This is a genomic window from Bacillus sp. AFS059628, from assembly GCF_002571225.1.
Taxonomy (GTDB): domain Bacteria; phylum Bacillota; class Bacilli; order Bacillales; family Bacillaceae_G; genus Bacillus_A.
Genome location: NZ_NVEC01000161.1, coordinates 1 through 333 on the forward strand (window position 1 = coordinate 1; position 333 = coordinate 333).

Below are 333 nucleotides of genomic sequence, written 5' to 3' on the forward strand. Positions count from 1 at the left end.
ATATACTCAATAATTTCTTTTCCTTGAATTGTAGATGTTGTTGTTACAATCATACTTTATAGCCTCCCATATGAGATTTCCATCTACTTATATGATGTGCTAATTCATTAGAAATTATATTTACGAACTGAACTGAGCCTCGTATAACCTGCTGTATCCTCCGCCTTGTTCAATTAATTCATCATGTGAACCTTGTTCCGCAATACCATCTTTATTTACAACGACGATACGATCTGCATTTTTAATCGTTGCAAGTCTGTGAGCAATAACTAACGTTGTACGACCAACTGCTAATTCAGCAAGTGATTTTTGAATCGCTAGTTCCGTCTCTGT

The 333-nt window shown here is 35.4% G+C and carries 1 pseudogene; it reads right to left on the reverse strand.

From position 1 onward, the window contains the following. Positions 1 to 120: 120 nt before the first annotated feature. Positions 121 to 333 (reverse strand): annotated as a pseudogene (locus tag COL05_RS30755) (multidrug ABC transporter ATP-binding protein); the annotation flags it as partial.